Raw genomic sequence first — 17938 nt, forward strand, 5'->3', positions numbered from 1 at the left:
GACGACCTGGGCCAACCCGCAACTGCTCGATTACTGTTCCTTCAGGTCATGAGTACCAGCGACAAGCCCCGGCTTGCTGGTCGGCAACCCTCGTTCCGCGGTGGGGTGCCCCGGGTGATGACCAGGCCGTCGCAGTGCGACAGCAAGCGCGGTCGACACCAGTCGACCCGTCTCGACACCGGCGGGCCCCACGGCCTGCCAGGGCACGGGTCCCCTGTGCCCCTGAGCCTGGAGGAGTGCAGATGAGCGCCGACTGGTCGTTCGAGACCCGGCAGATCCACGCGGGGCAGTCGCCCGATCCCACCACGGGTGCCCGCGCGCTGCCGATCTACCAGACCACCTCGTACGTGTTCGACAGCACCGAGCACGCTGCGAACCTGTTCGGGCTCAAGGAGTTCGGGAACATCTACACCCGGCTCAACAACCCCACCACCGACGTGGTGGAGCAGCGCCTGGCCAGCCTCGAGGGCGGGGTCGGGGCGCTGCTGGTGGCCTCCGGTCAGTCGGCCGAGACGCTGGCGCTGCTCAACGTGGCCGAGGCCGGTGACCACATCGTGGCCAGCCCCAGCCTCTACGGCGGCACCTACAACCTGTTCCACTACACCTTCCCCAAGCTCGGCATCCAGGTCGGCTTCGTCGAGGACCCGGACGACCTGGACTCCTGGCGGGCCGCGGTCCGGCCGAACACCAAGGCGTTCTTCGCCGAGACCATCTCCAACCCCAAGCAGGACGTGCTCGACATCGAGGGGGTGGCCGGGGTCGCCCACGCGGCCGGGGTGCCCCTGGTGGTCGACAACACCGTGGCCACGCCCTACCTGATCCGTCCGCTGGAGTGGGGCGCCGACGTGGTGGTGCACTCGGCCACCAAGTACATCGGCGGCCACGGCGGGGCGATCGCCGGGGTGATCGTCGACGGCGGCCGGTTCGACTACACCGCCGAGCCGGAGCGTTTCCCCGGTTTCAACCAGCCCGACCCGAGCTACCACGGCCTGGTCTACGGCCGTGACCTCGGCGTCGGCAGCGCACTGGGGGCCAACCTGTCGTTCATCCTGAAGGCCCGGGTGCAGCTGCTGCGCGACCTGGGCCCGGCCGCCTCGCCGTTCAACGCCTGGGTGATCGCCCAGGGGCTGGAGACGCTGAGCCTGCGGATCGAGCGGCACGTGCAGAACGCCCAGGAGGTCGCCACCTGGCTCCAGGCCCGCGACGAGGTGGAGTCGGTGGCCTACGCCGGCCTGCCCACCAGCCGCTGGTACGAGCTGGGCCGCAAGTACGCCCCGAAGGGCACCGGCGCCATCGTGGCCTTCGAGATCAAGGGTGGGGTGGAGGCCGGGCGCCGGTTCGTCGACGCCCTCGAGCTGCACAGCCTGGTCGCCAACATCGGCGACGTGCGCAGCCTGGTGATCCACCCCGCCAGCACCACGCACAGCCAGCTCACCGAGGAGGAACAGCGGGCCACCGGGGTCACCCCCGGCCTGGTGCGGCTGTCGGTGGGACTGGAGAACATCACGGACATCCTTGCCGACCTCGAGGCCGGGTTCCGGGCGGCGAAGGTCGGCTGAATGAGTACGCAGGAGGTTTCCGTGCCCGCAGTGCCGCCGGCATCCGGTGCCTGGCGGGCCGGAGATCCCCGCGGTGGGCGGCTCTTCGCCCAGGTCGGGGACATTTCGCTCGAGCGGGGTGGGCGTCTCGAGAACGTCGGGATGGCCTACGAGACCTGGGGCGAGCTCTCGCCCTCCGGTGACAATGCGGTGCTGGTGCTGCACGCCCTCACCGGCGACAGCCACGTGGTCGGCGACGCCGGTCCCGGGCACGCCACCGCCGGCTGGTGGAACGGGCTGATCGGGCCCGGCCGCGAGCTCGACACCGACCGCTGGTTCGTGGTGGCCCCGAACGTGCTGGGCGGCTGTCAGGGCAGCACCGGGCCGTCCAGCCCGGCCCCCGACGGCCGGCCCTACGGCAGCCGCTTCCCCTACCTGACCGTGCGCGACCAGGTCGCGGCCGAGCGGGCCCTGGCCGACCAGCTCGGCATCGGCCGCTGGGCCCTGGTGGTCGGCGGCTCGATGGGGGGCATGCGGGCGCTGGAGTGGGCGGTCACCGAGCCGGAGCGGGTGGAGCGGCTGTACGTGCTGGCCTCCACCCCTGCGGCCACCGGCGACCAGATCGCCTGGTGCTCGGCCCAGCTGATGGCGATCCGCAGCGACGCGAACTTCCGCGGCGGCGACTACTACGACGCCGGGCCCGGCCAGGGCCCGCACGCCGGCCTCGGCGTGGCCCGCCGGATCGCGCACACCACCTACCGTTCCGAGGCGGAGATCAACCTGCGCTTCGGCCGGCTGCCCCAGCAGGGCGAGAACCCGCTCGGCGGCGGCGGGCGCTTCGCGGTGGAGTCCTACCTCGACCACCACGCCAACAAGCTCACCCACCGCTTCGACGCGAACTCGTACCTGGTCCTGACCGAGGCGATGAACTCGCACGACGTGGGCCGGGGCCGCGGCGGGGTGGCGGCCGCGCTGGGCCGGGTCACCGCCCGCAGCGCGGTGGCGGCGATCTCCAGCGACCGGCTGTACACGCCCGAGCAGAACGCCGAGATCGCCGCGGGCATCCCGGACTGCGCGCCGCTGCGGGTGATCGACTCGCCCTACGGCCACGACGGGTTCCTGGTCGAGGTCGACCGGGTCGGCGAGATCCTGCTGGAGCTGCTCGGCGAGCCCGCCGGCCGGGAGCTGGCCGCCCGCTGAGGCGACCGGGCCCCTGAGGTGACCAAGCCGACCAGGCCCCGAGGTGACCAAGCCCCTGGGGTGACCGGGCCCCTGAGGTGACCAAGCCGACCAGGCCCCGAGGTGACCAAGCCCCTGGGGTGACCGGGCCCCTGAGGTGACCGGGCCCCTGAGGCGACCGCACCCGTCCTCAATTCCCGAAGGGCCTACTGCCCGGACCGCACCAGCAGCACCTCGCGGATCGCGGCCAGCAGGGGTGTCCACGAGCCGCCGAAGGCCGGGTGCAGAGCCCGCCCGGCCACCTCGTCCAGGTCCACCCACTCCAGCGCATCGCTCTCCGGCGTCGCGTCGGTGGCCGTGAGCCGCGCGTCGGCCAGGCCGATCACGTAGGTGTACGTCCAGTTGCCGTGGTCGGTCCCCACCAGCTCCCGGGCAACCGTTATCAGATCGGGCTCGACCTCGGCCTCTTCCACCGCTTCCCGCAGGGCTGCCTCGGCTACAGTCTCGTGACTGTCCCGGGCGCCACCCACCAGACCCCACGTACCGCCCTCGTGCGTCCAGGCAGCACGCAACTGAAGCAGGACCCGTGGCCGGACCCCCGGCCGCACCAGGGCCAGGCCGGCCGCACCGTGGCGACCCCAGTGCCGATGGCCACAATCGCACTGCACCCATCCGTTGCCATCGCCGCCGGCCATGGGGATCACCGTACGTTCTGGGCTACGGCCGGTGTCCCCGGGGTGGTCGGTGGGGTAACGTCCCCGGCAGGAGGTTCCTATGCCAGTACTGGTCGGATTTGTGCCCACCACCGAGGGGCGAGCTGCTCTGCGGCGCGCCGTCGAGGAATGCCGCCTGCGCCGGACCCGGCTGGTCGTGGTCAGTTCCGAGCAGCAGCCGGCCGAGAACTACGGTGCCCGCCGGCCCGCGCTCGAGGCCTCCGAGGCCGAGGTCCGGGCGATCTGCGCCGAGCTCGGCCTGCTCGAGCCCGAGCTGGAGATCCGCTGGATCCGCGACGCCTACGAGCCGGCCGACGACGTGCTCGCGGTGGCCGAGGAGACCGGGGCCGAGCTGATCGTGATCGGCCTGCGCCGGCGTACCGGGGTGGGCAAGCGCATCCTCGGCGGCAGCGCCCAGCGCATCCTGCTCGACTCCTCCTGCCCGGTGCTGGCGGTCAAGGTCGACCAGCGCGCCCCCCTGGACGATTCCGGGCACGACGGCGAGGTGTTCACCCTCTCGGTGACCGGCGTCGACGAGCGCCAGAGCATCCGTTGACCCGGACGATCCGCCTGGCCCAGCAGCCGGCCGCCGACGAGCTGCTCGCGCGCGACCCGTTCGCCCTGCTCACCGGCATGCTGCTGGACCAGCAGGTGCCGATGGAGAAGGCGTTCGCGGGGCCCCGGCTGATCGCGGACCGGCTCGGCACCGACGACCTCGACCCGAAGGTCGTCGCCGCCACCGCCGAGGAACGGTTCACCGAGATCATGACCGGCCCGCCGGCCGTGCACCGCTACCCGAAGTCCATGGGGGCCCGGGTGCAGGAGCTGGCCCGGGCGGTCCTCGAGCAGTACGACGGCGACACCGAGGCGATCTGGCGGGACGTGACCACCGGCGCCGAGCTGTACAAGCGGCTGAACGCGCTGCCGGGGTACGGGCCGCAGAAGGCCAAGATCTTCGTCGCCCTCCTGGGCAAGCAGGCCGGCGTCGCCCCCGAGGGCTGGCGCACGGCGGCCGGCGACTACGGCCTGGAGGGTTTCCGCTCGGTGGCCGACGTGGTCGACGACGCCTCGCTGCAGAAGGTGCGCGAGCACAAGAAGTCGGTCAAGGCGGCGGCGAAGGCCGCCCGGAGCTAGCCCCGAGCCGGCCCGGAGCCGGCCCCGAACCGGGCCGCTGGGCAAGTTCACAGGACCCTCCGGGAGTAATTCCGGTGGACGGGCGTTTCCCAGGACGTACCCTGGTGGTTGCGGTAGGTTTCGCCAACCTGCCCTTGCGTGTGCAACAATGAACAGTTGACTGGGCTTGACTCTCAACATCACCGGCGCTAACTGGGCATCATCGGGGCCCTTCCTGCGTTGAGTAACAGGGTCGCCCACTCACTTCCAGACGTAGTTCCAAGCCGTAGTTCGACAGCACAGCGTGCCCTGCCCGGGTGCGCTGGCTCACGACGAAAGGTAGTCCGTGTCGTCGGTTCCGTCCCCCCGGCCTCTCCCGCCCGAGTTCGGTCACCCCGCACTCCAAGAGCTGCTCCGCCTCGGCGCGACCCGAGGCTCCGTCGACGCTGCCGCCGTGCGCGTCGCCTGCGAGGAGGCGGCCGTCCCGATGGCGCGTATGCGTCCCGTCCTTCGCGCGCTCGACGACGCCGGTGTCGTGATCGAGGTCCCGCAGGAGGCCAAGAGCTCGCGACGCGCCGTCGCGGCCACCGCCTCCCGGGTCACCGCGGCCACCGCGAAGACCCCGGCCAAGCCCAAGCCGGCCCCGGTCACCACCACCACCACCGCCGCGGCCACCACGGTGGCGGCCGACGGTGAGGGTGCCCCGGCCGCCGAGGCCCGGCCGGTCGCCAAGAAGACCGTGAAGAAGGCGGCGGCCAAGAAGGCCACCGCCAAGAAGGCCGTCGCCAAGCCGAAGGGTGAGGGCGACGCCGACGACTCCGAGGACGGCGACCTCGAGGACGTCGAGATCGTCGACGGTGACCTCGAGGAGGTCGAGGTCGACGTCGAGGGCGACACCGCCGACGACGCCGACTCCGAGGAGTCCGACGACGACAGCGACGACTCGGCCGAGCCCGCTGCCGCCAAGGAGGGGGCCGCCCCGGCCGCCCCCGGTGCGCCCGCCACGCCGGCGAAGGAGGAGGAGGGCGCGTTCGTCCTCTCCAACAACGACGACGACGACGCCCCGGCGCAGCAGGTCATGACGGCCGGCGCCACCGCCGACCCGATCAAGGACTACCTGAAGCAGATCGGCAAGGTCGCGCTGCTCAACGCCGAGCAGGAGGTCGAGCTCGCCAAGCGGATCGAGGCCGGCCTGTTCGCCGAGGAGCGGCTGAACTCCGGCGAGAAGATGGAGCCGAAGAACCGCCGCGAGATGCAGTGGATCGCGGAGGACGGCCGCCGGGCCAAGAACCACCTGCTCGAGGCCAACCTGCGGCTGGTCGTCTCGCTGGCCAAGCGCTACACCGGCCGTGGCATGCAGTTCCTGGACCTGATCCAGGAGGGCAACCTCGGTCTGATCCGCGCGGTCGAGAAGTTCGACTACACCAAGGGCTACAAGTTCTCCACGTACGCCACCTGGTGGATCCGGCAGGCGATCACCCGGGCCATGGCCGACCAGGCCCGCACCATCCGGATCCCGGTGCACATGGTCGAGGTCATCAACAAGCTGGCCCGCGTGCAGCGCCAGATGCTCCAGGACCTGGGCCGCGAGCCCACCCCGGAGGAGCTGGCCAAGGAACTCGACATGACCCCGGAGAAGGTCATCGAGGTCCAGAAGTACGGCCGGGAGCCGATCTCGCTGCACACCCCCCTCGGTGAGGACGGCGACAGCGAGTTCGGTGACCTGATCGAGGACTCCGAGGCCGTGGTCCCGGCCGACGCGGTCTCGTTCACGCTGCTGCAGGAACAGCTGCACTCGGTGCTCGACACGCTGTCCGAGCGGGAGGCCGGCGTGGTCTCGATGCGGTTCGGCCTCACCGACGGCCAGCCGAAGACGCTCGACGAGATCGGCAAGGTCTACGGCGTGACCCGCGAGCGCATCCGGCAGATCGAGAGCAAGACGATGTCGAAGCTCCGGCACCCGAGCCGTTCCCAGGTGCTGCGCGACTACCTGGACTGACCGGTCCTGCACGAGAAACACCCCCGGCCTGCGAAGGCCGGGGGTGTTCTTCGTTTCTCAGGCGGTGCGCGCCACCGGACGGATCTTGAGATCGGCGACGAACTGACGCCGGGCCAGCGTGAGCAGGGCGGCGCCCACTGCCATCCCGACCGCCATCACCAGCCAGGCCGCCGGGTAGCCGGCCGAACCGGCCACGAGCCCGAACAGCAGGGGGCCGAAAGCGCCGCCGGCGAACGCCCCGGCCTGAACAAAGGCGGCTGCGCTGTTCGGACGGTCACGGCCGAGCCGGACCACGGCGAAGATCAGCAGCCCGGGCCAGGACCATCCCAGGGCGAAAGCGACCAGGCCCCCGATCAGCACGAGCGGCACGTTGCCGAGGGCGAGTAGGGCCAGGCCGATCGATCCGGCGGCCATCTGCAGGGTGACGACGGGCAGGTTGCGACCGTTGCGGCGGTCGGCGGCGGCGCCCACGAGAAGACGCCCGGTGATGGCCAACGCGCTGCAGGCGGCCACGAAGAACCCGGCGGTGGACGCGGAAAGGCCGGAGAGGTGGGCCCACTGGGGGAGGAAGGCGATCAGCGCCATGGCGGAGCCGTTCGCGGTGAGCATGGCGCAGGCGGTGAGGAAAAGGGCCGACCGGGGGGCTGATTCGAGTGGGGCGGGCGGCTGCGCGGGGTGGGGCGATGGGGGCGAACTGGGGACGTCGGTGGTGGGCGCGGTAGTGGTGGCGGCGGTTTTGTGGGTGAGGGTGGCAGAACTGGGGACGTTGGTGGCGGGGGCGGTGGGGTCCCCGGCGGTTTGGTGCGTGGAGGCGGCAGAACGAGGGACGTCGGTGGTGGCCGCGGTGGCGACGGCGGCGGTTTGGGGGATGGGGGCGGCAGAACGAGGGACGTCGGTGGTGGCCGCGGTGGCGACGGCGGCGGTTTGGGGGATGGGGGCGGCAGAACGAGGGACGTCGGTGGTGGCCGCGGTGGGGGCGGCAGAATTGCGGACGCCGGGAGCAGATGGGGCGGCCTTGCGGGGGATGCGCGTGGCGGCCAGGAGCAAGGTCACGGCACTCAGCGCCAGCAGGCCGTAGGTCCAGCGCCAGCCCAGCCACAGACCAACCGCCGGCACGGCCAGCCCAGCAATGAGCGCAGCCGCCGGGGGAGCAGACTGCTTGACCCCGAACCCCAGCCCCTGTCGCCCGGGCGCCACCGTCTCGGACAAGCTGAAGTTGGCTGCGGTGGTCAGCCCGGCCTGGCCTACCCCGCCGATGAGCACGAACAGCAGCAGCACCAGGTAGTGGTGGGCCAGCAGCGCGATCCCCAGCGCGCAGGCCAGAGTGCAGGCGGCGGCCAGCAGGGTAAGCGGACGACGGCCGTGCACCTCGCCGAAGCGGGTGATCGCCACCGACACCAGGGCCCCGATGCCGAACGCGACCGAGACCAGCAGACCCTGGGCGGCCTCGCCGAAGTGCAGGTCGGCGCGGATCATCACGGACTGGTTGCTGAGCAGCTGCAGCGGCAGCGTGCCCAGCGAGGCGATCGCGGCGGCGGTCATGGCCGCCCTGAAGAACGACGGGCGGGCCTTGGGGGCGAGCACGGACGACCTCCCGGTGCCGGTGACAAGGGTCGATCCTCGTTGAGCGATGCGGACCCCCATGCTGCGCCGAACCCGCCCCATCTGTGAAATGCATATACCGGCGCGAAGTGATGCGCTCAACGTATAGTCCAGCGATGGACGACCGGGACCTGCGCTGGCTGACCCTTCTGGCGGAGACCGAGAATGTGTCGCAGACCGCCGCCCAGCTCGGCGTGCCCCAGCCCACCGTGTCCCGGGCCCTGGCCCGGCTGGAGGCCGACTTCGGTGCGCCGCTCTTCGACCGCGCCGGGGGCCGGTTACGGCTGAACCGCAGTGGAGAGCTCGCGGTGGCGCACGCGCAGCGGGTGGTGCAGGAGATCGACACCGCCCGGGAGCGGATCGCCGAGCTGAATCACCCCGAGCGCGGCCTGATCCGGCTCGGATTCCTCAGCACGCTGGGCGAGTCGGTGGTCCCGGCCCTGCTCACTCGCTACCGCCGCAGTGCGCCCGAGGTGAGATTCGTGCTTCAGGAAGGGCATTCGACCGACTTCCGGGAGTGGATCCGCGAGGGGCGGGTCGATCTGGCTCTGACCGGGCGGATGCGTCCGGGGACCGATCCGGACTGGAAGGACGTGGGCTGGGCACAGATCCAGACCCAGCAGCTGTGCCTGGCCGTGCCCGCCGGGCACCCGCTGGCCGGCGGCGGCCCGGTCGACCTGGCCCAGGTGGCGCACGAGCAGTTCATCACCTTCTGGCCCCGGGCCGAGGTCCGGCTGCTCACCGAACAGCTCTGCCGGGAGGCCGGTTTCACCCCGGCCGTGGCGGTGCAGACCGGTGAGGTGGCGACCGCCCGGGCCCTGGTCGCGGCCGGGCTGGGGGTGGCCGTGGTACCCGCCCCCGGCATCCCGGCCGGGCCGGTCACCGCTTCCAGCAGCAGCGAGGTCCTGGGCGTGGTGCACCTGCCGCTCAGCAACCCGGGGGCCGAGCGTCAGGTCGGGATCGCCTGGCCGGCGCACGGCCGGCTGAGCCCCGCGGTGGCCCGCTTCCTGGCGTTCCTGCGCTCCGGCGGAGAGTAATTCTCACCTCCTCAGCGTGCCCGTGGTACGAACAGGTGTCCGGACGGTGGACAATGCGGGCATGGCCCGTCGTTCTTCCACACCCCCGCCGCCTGAGGACTTCACCGAGCGGATCGTCGACATCGACGTCGAGCAGGAGATGCAGGGGGCGTTCCTCGAGTACGCCTACTCCGTCATCTACTCGCGCGCCCTGCCCGACGCCAGGGACGGGCTCAAGCCGGTGCAGCGGCGCATCGTGTACACCATGCAGGACATGGGCCTGCGCCCCGAGCGCCCGCACGTGAAGTCGTCGCGGGTGGTCGGCGACGTGATGGGCAAGCTGCACCCGCACGGTGACACCGCGATCTACGACGCGCTGGTCCGGCTCGCCCAGGGCTTCACCATGCGCGCGCCCCTGGTCGACGGGCACGGCAACTTCGGCTCGCTGGACGACGGCCCGGCGGCCGCCCGGTACACCGAGGCCCGGCCCGCCCCGCTGACCACCGAGCTGACCAACGGCCTGGACGAGGACACGGTCGACTTCGTCCCGAACTACGACAACAGCCTCACCCAGCCCGAGGTGCTGCCCGCGGCGTTCCCCAACCTGCTGGTCAACGGGGCCAGCGGGATCGCGGTCGGGATGGCCACCAACATGGCCCCGCACAACCTGGTCGAGGTGGTGGCGGCGGCCCGCCACCTGCTGACCCACCCGAACGCCACGCTGGAAGACCTGATGCGGTTCATCCCCGGGCCGGACCTGCCCACCGGGGGCCGGATCATCGGCCTGGACGGCATCCGGGACGCCTACGCCTCCGGCCGCGGCAGCTTCCGCACCCGGGCCACCGTCTCGATCGAGAACGTCACCGCCCGCAAGCAGGGCGTCGTGGTCACCGAGCTGCCCTACCTGGTCGGGCCGGAGAAGGTGATCGGCAAGATCAAGGAGCTCGTGCAGGCCAAGAAGCTGCAGGGCATCTCCGACGTGGTCGACCTGTCCGACCGCACCCAGGGCCTGCGCCTGGTGATCGAGATCAAGACCGGGTTCAACCCCGAGGCGGTGCTCGAGCACCTCTACCGGCTCACCCCGCTGGAGGAGTCGTTCGGCATCAACAACGTGGCGCTGGTCGACGGCCAGCCCCGCACCCTGGGCCTGCGGGAGCTGCTCAGCGTCTACGTCAACCACCGGATCGACGTGGTGCGCCGGCGCACCACGTTCCGGCGGGCCAAGCGGCAGGACCGGCTGCACCTGGTCGACGGTCTGCTGGTCGCCATCGTCGACATCGACGAGGTGATCCGGATCATCCGCTCCAGCGACGACACCGCGATGGCCCGCGAGCGCCTGGTCGCGGCCTTCGAGCTGACCCAGACCCAGACCGACTACATCCTCGAGATGCCGCTGCGCCGGCTCACGAAGTTCTCCAAGATCGAGCTGGAGAAGGAGAAGAGCGAGCTCGAGCGGGACATCGAGGAGCTGTCCGGCATCCTGTCCGACGACAAGGTGCTGCGGAAGCTGATCTCCGGTGAGCTCGCCCAGGTGGCCAAGACGTACGGCACCCCGCGCCGCACCGTCCTGCTGGAGGGCTCGGGCGCCGCGGTGAAGTCGGCCTCGGCCACGCCTCTGGAGGTGGCCGACTCCCCGTGCTGGGTGCTGCTGTCCTCCACCGGCCTGCTCGCCCGCACCACCAACGTCGAGCCCCTCACCCCGGTCGAGAGCGTCCACCGCCAGGCCCACGACGTGCTGGTCTCGGCGGTGCGCACCAGCACCCGGGGCGAGGTCGCGGCGATCACCAGCCACGGCCGGATGATCCGGGTGCCGGTGGTCGACATGCCCGCCCTGCCGCCCACCTCGAACGCTCCCACGCTCTCGGGCGGCGCGCCGGCCACCGAGTTCGTCACCCTGGCCAAGGGGGAGCGGCTGCTCGGCCTGACCTCGCTGTCCACCGAGACCGCGGGGCTGGCGCTCGGCACCGCCCGGGGAGTGGTCAAGCGGGTCACCATCGACTACCCGGCCAACAAGGACGAGTGGGAGATCATCGGCCTGCGCGAGGGGGACGAGGTGGTCGGCGTGGTCGAGCTGCCCACCGACGAGGCCGACCTGGTGTTCATCAGCTCCGAGGCGCAGCTGCTGCGCTTCAGCGCCAAGCTGGTCCGCCCGCAGGGTCGCGCGGCCGGCGGGATGGCCGGGATCAACCTGGCCGCCGGGGCGAAGGTGGTCTGGTTCGGGGCGGTCGACCTGAACGTGAAGGACGGCGAGTGGGGGAACGTCGTGGTGACGATCTCCGGCTCCAGTTCCGCGCTGCCGGGCACCCAGACCGGGGCCGCCAAGCTCACCCCGTTCGCGGAGTACCCGGCCAAGGGCCGCGCCACCGGCGGGGTGCGGTGCCACCGGTTCGTGAAGGGCGAGGACTCGCTGCTGCTGGCCTGGGCCGGCCCGGCGCCCGCCCACGCGGCCGGGGCCACCGGTGCAGCGGTCGACCTGCCCGCGCCCGACCAGCGGCGCGACGGCTCGGGCGTCCCGCTCAAGGCGGCAGTGGTCGCGATCAGCGGTCCCCGGCCGGTTTTCGGGGCCACTGACCCCGAAGAAGGTGCCGAGGAGACCGAGACCCTCCCCGGGGTCTGATCTTTCGAAGCCCACAAATTCATGACGTCCGTGAGCACCATCGGTGCTCACGGACGTCGACAGTTTGTTGGTTCAGAGAGCGGTGCGCCCGGTGACCGCCGCGTCGAGAAGCCCCCGCCAGACCAGACCGGTCTCGGCAAAACCGGCCTTCAGCAACGCTTCCTGGTGCCAGGTCACATCCATCAGCGACTCGGTGTGGTCGTCACCGCGCCGCTGGGCGAAGAACGCGTCGCGCTCGGCGGTCGGCCCGGAGAGCTCCGGGTCGGCGCGCAGCAGGTCCCACCAGGCCTCCCAGCTCGGCACGCCGTCTTCCCAGCGGGCGTACCGGGTGCGGCGTTCCACCTGGGCCAGGCCGTCGGTCAGCGAGGGGAGCCCCGGGTCGATCATGTAGTCGGCATTGATCAGCACCCCGCCCGGCCGCAACAGCGTGCGCGCCTCGGCGTACACCCCCTGGACCCGCTCGGCCGGCAGCCAGTGCAGCGCGGTGGCCGTGAGCACAGCGTCGAACCCGCCCGCGTCGAGCGCCGAGCCCAGGGTGGAAGTCAGCGTGCTGGGCCAGGTCTCGGTGCCCAGGTCGACCTCGGCCACGGTCACCCGGGCGTCGTCGGCGAAGGAACCCCGGGCGATCGCGAGCAGCGCCGCGTCGATGTCCAGCACCACGGTGGTGGCCTTCGGAAAGCGCTGCAGCACACGGCGGCTGATCGAGCCGGTGCCGCCGGCCAGGTCGAGCACCCGCGGCGTGAGCAGCTCGGACGGGCCCGCGACCGGACTCTCGGAATCCGCACCGCTCTCGCTGGGCAGCATCACGGCCTCGACGGTGTCGAGCATGGCGGCGAACCGCTGCTCCCGGTCCGGCAGGTACGCCTCCTGCTGCGCGTCCCATTGACGCTGCCAGTTCTCCCAGTCGCTCATACCGGTCCCCTGTCCTCAAGTCCTCAGTCGCCCTGTAATGAGCGCTACCGGCTCACGCTCATTACGCTAGACCGGACGGGGTAAGCTGCACAAGTGGATACAGCCGCTTACGCGCAACGCGCCATGGACCTGGTGAACGCCACGCTCGACACGCCGGACGATCTGCGGGCCTTCCTCGGGACGCGGGAGTGGATGGTCGAGGCGGTGCGCGCCGAGGACGTGCCGGTGCTGCAGGAGTTCCGGGTCCGGCTGGCGGAGGTGGCCGACGCCTCGGCCGCCCGCGACGGCGGCACGGTGGTGGCCCGGCTCAACGCCCTGCTGGCCCGGCACCCGATCCGGCCGGTGATCTCCGGTCACGACGAGGGCAGCTGGCACCTGCACGTGTACGACATGGATGCCTCGGTGAGCGAGACGGTCTGCGCCGAGGCACTCTTCGGCCTGGCCATGCTGGTCTCCGACCACGGCGCCACCAAGATCGGCCGGTGCGCGGCCACCCGCTGCACCAACGCGTTCATCGACACGTCGGCCAACTCCTCACGCCGGTTCTGCTCCACCCGCTGCAGCACCCGGATGAACGTGGCGGCCCTGCGGGCCCGGCAGAAGGCGGCCCGGACGAGCTAGGCCCGGCCCCGGTCCAGAGCTCAGAACCGGACTCAGAACAGGACTCAGAACTGGACCACGTTGCGGTTGGAGGCCTTGGCCTGCACCAGCGCCCGGTCGGCGCGGTCCAGCAGCAGTTCCGGGGTCCGGTCCTTGTCCTGCGAGATCGCGAAACCGACGCTGGCCGAGATGGTGATCGGCTCGCCGTGGAAGCTGACCGGCTCGCTCACCGTGGTCACCACGCGCTCGCCGATCCGGGCGATCAGGTGGTCCGGCCCGATCGCGTCCATGATCACCATGAACGTGTCGTTGGCGATCCGGCAGACCATGTCGCCGGTGCGCAGCTGCGACTGCATCCGTGCGGCGGTCACCTGCAGCACGTGGTCGCCGACCTCACGGCCGTGGATCTCGTTCAGGTCGGCGAAACCGTTGATGTCCAGGATCATCACGGCCAGCCGGTGGTTACGGTTGCGGGCCCGGGCCAGCCGGGTGTTGAGCCACCACTGCGCCTCGGCCCGGTTGGGCAGCCCGGTCAGCGTGTCCAGACCGCGCTCGGAGCCGCTGTCGGCACTGCGCTTGCCCAGCAGGCCCCGGAGCCGCTCGCGCGAGACGTAGGCGGCGCCGGCGGCGGCCAGGAGCAGGGCGATCCCGGCGCCGGCCAGCATCCGGCGTTTGCTGGCGGGCGACTTGCGCCGGGGGAGCGCCCGGGGCAACACCGGCAGCGCAGCCAGGGTGGGCAGGGTCGGCAGGGTGGGCAGGTGCAGACCGGTCGGGTCCGGCCGGTGCAGCGAGCGTGACGTCTTCCCCCGCGGGCTGAGGCTGGAGGAAGCGGTCGATGACAACCTCGGGCGCTTCATGGCTTGGACTTCGGTCGGCCCTCAGAGGGGCTTGAGCCTGAAGGGTGAGGTCAGGTGCCGCGCTCTGCCCACGGGCAGAGGCCGGGTTGTGCCCGGGGGGCGATGTCCGGCGGCCGCCCGAGCGACACAGTCGTGGGCATGGACACCGACGAGGAGCACGTGGTGAGCGTCCGGGGGCTGCACAAGGCCTACGCCGGGCGAACCGTGGTGAACGGGGTGGATCTGCAGGTCCGGGCCGGTGAGGTGCTGGGCCTGATCGGCGCCAACGGGGCGGGCAAGACCACCACCGTCGAATGCCTGCAGGGACTGCGCAGGCCCGACCGTGGCACGATCCGGGTGCTCGGGCTGGACCCGCACCGCGACGCCGACCGGCTGCGCCGGCAGGTGGGCAGCCAACTGCAGAACTCGGCCCTGCCCGACCGGATGAGGGTCCGCGAGGCGGTGGCGCTGTTCTCCGGGCCGCACGCCGCCGACGCCGGCGAACTCCTCGAGCGGTTCGGCCTGGCCCATCGGCACGGATCGGCGTTCGGCGGGATGAGCGGGGGCGAGCGGCAGCGGCTGTTCCTGGTTCTGGCCCTGTTGAACCGGCCCCGGCTGGTGATCCTCGACGAACTCACCCAGGGGCTGGATCCGGCCGCCCGGCGGGAGGTCTGGTCGGCCGTGGCCCGGCTGCGGCGCGAAGGCACGACCGTTCTGCTGGTGACCCACGAGCTGGACGAGGCCGAGGCGCTGTGCGACCGGGTGGTGGCGATGCGCGCCGGGCGGGTGCTCGACCAGGGCACCCCGGCCGACCTGGTGGCCCGGCACGGCGGCTGGGCCACGGTCCGGTTCAGCCTCACCGACCCGCAGGCGGCTCAGGAGCTGAGCAGTCTGCCGGGCGTGCAGGACGTCTCGCGGCGAGGTGAGGAACTGGCGGTGACCGGCAGCCGGGCGGTGATCGCCCACACCGGAGCCTGGCTGCTGGCCCGCGGCGGCCCCGAAGGCGTCCCGGCCGACCTGCGGGTGGAGATCCCCGACCTGGAGACCGCCCTGCTCGCCCTTCTGGACAGCGATCACGAGAGCGAGGCCGCGTAATGACCACCGTCGTCACGGCCGGTACCGCCGAGGCGGTCCGCCGGCACCCGTCCGCAACCCGTCGCCTGCTGGTCTCCGAACTGAGGCTGCTCGGCCGGGAGCCGATGACCCTGACCTTCGTCCTGGCCTTCCCGATCGTCACCATGCTGGTGATCGCCGGATCGTTCGGTACCCAGCCGGACGAGGGCTTCCCGGTGAATCCGGCGCACTGGTACGTGGCCTCGTACGTCACCGTGGTGATCGGGGCCACCGGGCTGGTGATGCTGCCCGTGCACATCGCCTCCTACCGCGAGCGCGGTGTACTCCGCCGCCTGGCCGCCTCCGGCTTTCCCCGCTGGTCGTTCGCCCTGGCCGAGATCGCCGTGGGGCTGGTCGCCATCGCCGTGGCCTCCATAGTGCTCCTGGCCGTGGCAGCCCCGATCTACGGCATACCCCGCCTCGAAAGTCCCCTGAGGGTGCTCGCCGCCGCGTTCGCCGGCTCGCTGTTCTTCGTGGCGCTCGGCGTGCTGCTCGGGACGATCCTGCCGAGCGCCCGGGCCGCCCAGGCGGTGGGGCTGCTGCTCTACTTCCCGTCGTTCCTGCTCGGTGGGGGAGGCCCGCCCCCGGCCGTGATGAGCGACGCCCTGGCGTCCGTGGCCGAGGTCCTGCCCCTGACCCTGGTCACCGAGGCAATGCGGGGCCCCTGGCTGGGGCTGGGCAACGAGACCGGAACCCTGTTGGCGGTGACCGGTCTGGCCGCCGTCGCAACCTTCCTGGCTGTGCGCCGCACCGCTCTGTGAGACTGACTCCTGTGCCCCTAGGTCCTGTCCTGCGAATCGGTCGCCTACTGCGGGGCACCCGGTGGGCAGCCTGGACGCACCCGGTGGGCGCCCACGTAGAACCACTACGAGGGCGCCCACCGGGCACGCCCAGGCCGTCACCGGGCACCTCCTCGCAACGGCGCCGATCCACAGGACAGCCCCTAGCCGCGATCGAGCGTTCCCCGAGGTGGGCCGCGGCGATCGCGGTTACGGCGTTCGCCCTGGTCGGAACCGTTTTCCCGTTCGGGCCGACCCCGCAGATCGCCCGCTGGACGGCGCTGGCCGCAATTGCCCTGACGGTCGCCGAACTGGCCCGGCGCCGCGCCGGTGGCCGGCTGCTGTTGGCCGGGCTGTTGCTGGCCGATGCCGGGCTGCACGTGATCGGCGCCGGTGGCTCGGCCACGCTGAGCTGGTTCGGGATGATCATCCTGGCCGCCTGGGCGGCCTACGCCCTGCCGAACCGGGTGGCGCTGACCTTCGCCGTCGTGATCTGTGCGCCGATGCTGGCGCAGTGGATGTTCGAGCCCGACACCGGCTGGGCCTCCTGGACGGCGGGCACCCTGTTCACCGGTTTCGCCTGCGTGCAGGACACCCGGCAGCGGGTCCTGCTCCAGGAGCTGCGCCGGGCCCAGGCCGAGCTGGCCACCCGGGCCGCGGCCGAGGAACGCGCCCGCATCGCCCGTGAACTGCACGATGTGATCGGCCACGCCCTGACCGTCTCCACCCTGCACATCAGCAGCGCCCGGCTGGCCCTGGCCGACGAGCCCGCCGAGGCCGAGGCGGCGCTGGCCGAGGCCGAGAGGCTCACCCAGGCCGGGCTGGCCGAGGTGCGCACGGCGGTGGGGTTGCTGACCGGGCCGAGCAGCCGGCAGCCGCTCCCGGGCGCGGCCGAGATCCCCGAGCTCATCGAGACCTTCCGTCGGGCCGGTGGCCGGATCGACGTCGAGGGCGAGTTCGGTTCCCTGAACGCGACTCTCGGCCTGACGGTCTACCGCATCCTGCAGGAGGCGCTGACCAATGCCGTGCGCCACGCTCACGGATCACCGGTCTCGGTCACGGTCACGGTGAACGCAACTGGAGCACAGACCCGACTGGTCGTACAGTCCGAGGCGCGCCCGACGTCCATCGTTGGAAGCGGAAGTGGACTGGTGAGCATGCGCGAAAGAGCTGAGGCAGTGGGCGGGAACCTGACCGCCGGGCCGCACGAGACGGGTTGGCGGGTCGAGGCGGTGCTGCCCACGTGAGCATTCGCGTGCTTCTGGTCGACGACCAGGAGCTGATCCGGGCCGGCCTGCGCGGAATCCTGCGCCCGAGATACGGGTTCGAGATCGTGGCGGAACTGGGCGATGGGACGTCGGTGGTTGCGGCGGTCGGCGAACACCAGCCGGACGTCGTGGTCATGGACGTACGGATGCCGGGCGTGAGTGGGGTGGAGGCGACCCGGCGGGTGCGGGCCGTGGACGGCCCACCAGTGCTGGTACTGACCACTTTTGAAGACGACGAGGTGCTCGCCGGTGCGCTACGCGCGGGCGCGGCCGGGTTCCTGCTCAAGGGGGTGCCGGCCACCGACCTGCAGCGGGCGGTGAAAACGGTGGCCGAGGGCGGGGCCTGGCTCGATCCGGCCGTGACCGGAAGGGTGCTGAACGCCTACCGGGACGGTGCACCCACCGTGGCGGCCGGCCCGGCGCTGGAGGTGCTGACCCCACGCGAGCGGGAGGTGCTCACGCTGATCGGGGAGGGGCTGACCAACGCCGAGATCGCCGCCCGGTTCGTGCTCGGTGAGGGCACGGTGAAAAGCCACGTGGGGCGGATCTTCTCGAAGCTCGACCTGCGCGACCGGGCCGGGGCCGTGGTGCTGGCCTTCGACCACGGCCTGGTCCGTCCGGAACCAGGCCGTGACCGCAGGGTCCAGTGAGAT

At 71.7% G+C, this 17938-nt stretch carries 16 protein-coding genes and 1 riboswitch; of the genes, 12 read left to right on the forward strand and 4 right to left on the reverse strand.

Annotation, left to right across the window (positions count from 1 at the left end; genetic code table 11):
• Positions 1-44: 44 nt before the first annotated feature.
• A riboswitch (SAM riboswitch) is annotated at positions 45-155 on the forward strand.
• Positions 156-242: 87 nt separating this feature from the next.
• Together LWF15_RS17510 and metX are read left to right on the forward strand one after the other, a co-directional pair.
• Positions 243-1559, forward strand: a complete 1317-nt coding sequence (locus tag LWF15_RS17510; protein ID WP_232811914.1) for a bifunctional o-acetylhomoserine/o-acetylserine sulfhydrylase — start codon at positions 243-245, stop codon at positions 1557-1559.
• Positions 1560-2738: a homoserine O-acetyltransferase MetX gene (gene metX, locus LWF15_RS17515; protein ID WP_232811915.1), complete on the forward strand. Its 1179-nt coding sequence runs from the start codon at positions 1560-1562 to the stop codon at positions 2736-2738.
• Positions 2739-2923: 185 nt separating this feature from the next.
• On the opposite strand, the gene LWF15_RS17520 is transcribed toward metX, so the two are convergent.
• Positions 2924-3412 (reverse strand): NUDIX domain-containing protein, encoded by a 489-nt coding sequence (locus LWF15_RS17520; protein ID WP_232811916.1) that lies wholly within the window; start codon positions 3410-3412, stop codon positions 2924-2926.
• 79 nt (positions 3413-3491) lie between these two features.
• Here LWF15_RS17520 and LWF15_RS17525 point away from each other — a divergent pair, with 79 nt between their 5' ends.
• The 3 genes from LWF15_RS17525 to LWF15_RS17535 all read left to right on the forward strand — a co-directional run bounded on the left by LWF15_RS17525 (position 3492) and on the right by LWF15_RS17535 (position 6542).
• Complete coding sequence (locus LWF15_RS17525) at positions 3492-3986, forward strand: universal stress protein (RefSeq protein ID WP_232811917.1); 495 nt, start codon at positions 3492-3494, stop codon at positions 3984-3986.
• On the forward strand, positions 3983-4564 hold the full coding sequence (locus LWF15_RS17530) for an HhH-GPD-type base excision DNA repair protein (RefSeq protein ID WP_232811918.1): 582 nt from the start codon (positions 3983-3985) through the stop codon (positions 4562-4564). The genes LWF15_RS17525 and LWF15_RS17530 overlap by 4 nt, the downstream gene beginning before the upstream one ends.
• Before the next feature lie 325 nt (positions 4565-4889).
• Positions 4890-6542 (forward strand): RNA polymerase sigma factor, encoded by a 1653-nt coding sequence (locus LWF15_RS17535; protein ID WP_332879914.1) that lies wholly within the window; start codon positions 4890-4892, stop codon positions 6540-6542.
• Between the two features lie 57 nt (positions 6543-6599).
• Here the strand turns inward: LWF15_RS17535 and LWF15_RS17540 are convergent, their stop codons facing one another.
• Positions 6600-8126, reverse strand: coding sequence for an MFS transporter (locus tag LWF15_RS17540; protein WP_232811920.1), 1527 nt, complete (start codon positions 8124-8126; stop codon positions 6600-6602).
• Between the two features lie 134 nt (positions 8127-8260).
• Here LWF15_RS17540 and LWF15_RS17545 point away from each other — a divergent pair, with 134 nt between their 5' ends.
• Positions 8261-9181 (forward strand): LysR family transcriptional regulator, encoded by a 921-nt coding sequence (locus LWF15_RS17545; RefSeq protein WP_232811921.1) that lies wholly within the window; start codon positions 8261-8263, stop codon positions 9179-9181.
• A 61-nt stretch (positions 9182-9242) separates the two neighbouring features.
• On the forward strand, positions 9243-11777 hold the full coding sequence (locus tag LWF15_RS17550) for a DNA gyrase/topoisomerase IV subunit A (RefSeq protein ID WP_232811922.1): 2535 nt from the start codon (positions 9243-9245) through the stop codon (positions 11775-11777).
• Between the two features lie 72 nt (positions 11778-11849).
• Here LWF15_RS17550 and LWF15_RS17555 read toward each other — a convergent pair whose 3' ends face one another.
• Complete coding sequence (locus tag LWF15_RS17555; protein ID WP_232811923.1) at positions 11850-12689, reverse strand: class I SAM-dependent methyltransferase; 840 nt, start codon at positions 12687-12689, stop codon at positions 11850-11852.
• Between the two features lie 93 nt (positions 12690-12782).
• Here LWF15_RS17555 and LWF15_RS17560 point away from each other — a divergent pair, with 93 nt between their 5' ends.
• Positions 12783-13310: a CGNR zinc finger domain-containing protein gene (locus tag LWF15_RS17560; RefSeq protein ID WP_232811924.1), complete on the forward strand. Its 528-nt coding sequence runs from the start codon at positions 12783-12785 to the stop codon at positions 13308-13310.
• Between the two features lie 44 nt (positions 13311-13354).
• On the opposite strand, the gene LWF15_RS17565 is transcribed toward LWF15_RS17560, so the two are convergent.
• Positions 13355-14146 carry a GGDEF domain-containing protein gene (locus tag LWF15_RS17565; RefSeq protein ID WP_232811925.1) on the reverse strand — a complete coding sequence of 264 codons (792 nt, stop codon included), beginning with the start codon at positions 14144-14146 and terminating at the stop codon, positions 13355-13357.
• Between the two features lie 138 nt (positions 14147-14284).
• Here LWF15_RS17565 and LWF15_RS17570 point away from each other — a divergent pair, with 138 nt between their 5' ends.
• From LWF15_RS17570 to LWF15_RS17585, 4 genes are all read left to right on the forward strand, one after another.
• Entirely contained in the window at positions 14285-15220 is a 936-nt protein-coding gene (locus tag LWF15_RS17570; RefSeq protein ID WP_232811926.1) for an ABC transporter ATP-binding protein, read from the forward strand.
• A complete protein-coding gene (locus LWF15_RS17575; protein ID WP_232811927.1) occupies positions 15220-15999 on the forward strand; it encodes an ABC transporter permease in 780 nt (259 codons plus the stop codon). The genes LWF15_RS17570 and LWF15_RS17575 overlap by 1 nt, the downstream gene beginning before the upstream one ends.
• Positions 16000-16082: 83 nt before the next feature.
• A complete protein-coding gene (locus LWF15_RS37620; protein ID WP_232811928.1) occupies positions 16083-17264 on the forward strand; it encodes a sensor histidine kinase in 1182 nt (393 codons plus the stop codon).
• Complete coding sequence (locus tag LWF15_RS17585) at positions 17261-17935, forward strand: response regulator transcription factor (protein WP_232811929.1); 675 nt, start codon at positions 17261-17263, stop codon at positions 17933-17935. Before LWF15_RS37620 ends, LWF15_RS17585 begins: the two co-directional genes overlap by 4 nt.
• Positions 17936-17938: the final 3 nt, after the last annotated feature.

Source organism: Kineosporia rhizophila (assembly GCF_021277265.1).
In the GTDB taxonomy this organism is placed as follows: domain Bacteria; phylum Actinomycetota; class Actinomycetes; order Actinomycetales; family Kineosporiaceae; genus Kineosporia; species Kineosporia rhizophila.